Source organism: Melioribacter sulfuriphilus, assembly GCF_052656625.1.
On sequence record NZ_JBQXXK010000004.1, the window covers coordinates 91,966 to 94,465 of the forward strand.

At 48.6% G+C, this 2,500-nt stretch carries 2 rRNA genes (1 of these 2 cut by a window edge); both read right to left on the bottom strand.

Annotated features, from left to right (window positions below):
• Window positions 1-371: 371 nt before the first annotated feature.
• Window positions 372-488: ribosomal RNA gene (rrf, locus tag ACUN8G_RS05995) — 5S ribosomal RNA — on the bottom strand.
• Window positions 489-556: 68 nt separating this feature from the next.
• Window positions 557-2,500 (bottom strand): 23S ribosomal RNA (locus ACUN8G_RS06000); it runs 1,073 nt beyond the window's last position.

Genomic DNA, 2,500 nt, shown 5'->3' on the forward strand with positions numbered 1-2,500 from the left:
TCGGGCTTTAATTTTAATCCTGGCAGCTACCGGATTTTATCCCGCCAACGGCGGGACTCTCGCACCGTTGCCTTATTAATTTTTCATTTATTTTAAAATAAAAAAGCCCGACATTTAATCGGGCTTTAATTTTAATCCTGGCAGCTACCGGATTTTATCCCGCCAACGGCGGGACTCTCGCACCGTTGCCTTATTAATTTTTCATTTATTTTAAAATAAAAAAGCCCGACATTTAATCGGGCTTTAATTTTAATCCTGGCAGCTACCGGATTTTATCCCGCCAACGGCGGGACTCTCGCACCGTTGCCTTATTAATTTTTCATTTATTTTAAAATAAAAAAGCCCGACATTTAATCGGGCTTTAATTTTAATCCTGGCAGCTACCTACTCTCCCGCACCGTTGCCAGTGCAGTACCATCGGCGTTTACGGGCTTAACTTCTCTGTTCGGAATGGGAAGAGGTGTTTCCCCGTAGCTATAACCACCAGAAAATTCTTCAAAATTTAATAAAGATTGGAGAGAACGAAAACATATGCATCTATCTTGGAATAAAATTAATGGCTAAGTCTCACGACCTATTAGTACTGCTTGGCTGAACCCGTTACCGGGCTTACACCTGCAGCCTATCAACCTCGTAATCTCCGAGGAGTCTTTAGACCCAACTTTCGTTGGGAAGGGATACCTCATCTTGAAGTGTGCTTCGCACTTAGATGCTTTCAGTGCTTATCACATCCGTTCATAGCTACCCAGCGCTGCCGCTGGCGCGACAACTGGTACACTAGAGGAACGTTCGCTTCGGTCCTCTCGTACTAGAAGCGACTCTTCTCAAGTATCCTGCGCCCGCATAGGATAGGGACCGAACTGTCTCACGACGTTCTGAACCCAGTTCACGTACCGCTTTAATTGGCGAACAGCCAAACCCTTGGGACCTTCTTCAGCCCCAGGATGCGATGAACCGACATCGAGGTGCCAAACCTTGCCGTCGATATGAACTCTTGGGCAAGATCAGCCTGTTATCCCCGGCGTACCTTTTATCCTTTGAGCGATGGCCCTTCCACTCGGAACCACCGGATCACTAAGCCCTGCTTTCGCATCTGCTCGACCTGTGTGTCTCGCAGTTAAGCTCTCTTATGCCTTTGCACTCAACGCATGATTACCAACCATGCTGAGAGAACCTTTGGGAGCCTCCGTTACAATTTGGGAGGCGACCGCCCCAGTCAAACTACCCGCCTAACACTGTCCCTGACCCTGATAAAAGAGTCGAGGTTAGAATCCAAATAAAGCAAGGGTGGTATTTCACCGGCGACTCCACGACACCTAGCGGTGCCGCTTCACAGTCTCCCACCTATCCTACACATGCTTTACTCGAACCCAATGCTAGGGTGCAGTAAAGGTGCACGGGGTCTTTCCGTCCATATGCGGGTAACCGGCGTCTTCACCGGTACCACAATTTCACCGAGCCCGTGGTTGAGACAGTGCCCAAATCGTTACACCATTCGTGCAGGTCGGAACTTACCCGACAAGGAATTTCGCTACCTTAGGACCGTTATAGTTACGGCCGCCGTTTACTGGGGCTTCGGTTCAGAGCTTCTGACGTCAAAGACGCCATAACCCCTCCCCTTAACCTTCCAGCACCGGGCAGGTGTCAGTCCCTATACGTCGTCTTAATTGACTTCGCAGAGACATGTGTTTTTGTTAAACAGTCGCTTGGGCCATTTCACTGCGACCTTTTTCAGCTTGACTTGTAAAAAGTCTCACCTACTAAAGGCACCCCTTCTTGCGAACGTACGGGGTTAATTTGCCGAGTTCCTTAACCACGGCTCACTCGAGCGCCTTAGAATTCTCATCCCATCTACCTGTGTCGGTTTGCGGTACGGTCTGATACAAATCTCCCGTACGAAGATTTTCTCGGCAGCATGCTTAGGGCCAGTTTGTTGGCATAGCCATCCCGTTCGCGTCTCGATGTTAAGAAGATGCGGATTTGCCTACATCTTCCATCTACACGCTTAGACCACCTAATCCGACAGGTGGCTGGCCTTTCACTTCTGCGTCCCTCCTTACGGTCAAACGATTTGCACCAGGTACAGGAATTTTCGCCTGTTTTCCATCGCCTACGCTTTTCAGCCTCAGCTTAGGGTCCGACTAACCCTGAGATGATTAACATTGCTCAGGAAACCTTAGATTTTCGGCGTGGCGATTTTTCATCGCCATTATCGTTACTTATGCCTACATTTGCTTTTCCATCCGCTCCAGCATGCCTCACGACACACCTTCACAGCTGAATGGAATGTTCCTCTACCACCACGCAAAGCGTGATCCGCAGCTTCGGTAAGTAGTTTAAGTCCCGAGAATTGTCGACGCTAAGTCGCTTGACTAGTGAGCTATTACGCACTCTTTAAATGAATGGCTGCTTCTAAGCCAACATCCTAGTTGTCTATGCAACTTAACATCCTTTCTCTGTTAACTACTGTTTAGGGACCTTAGCTGGCGGTCTGGGTTGT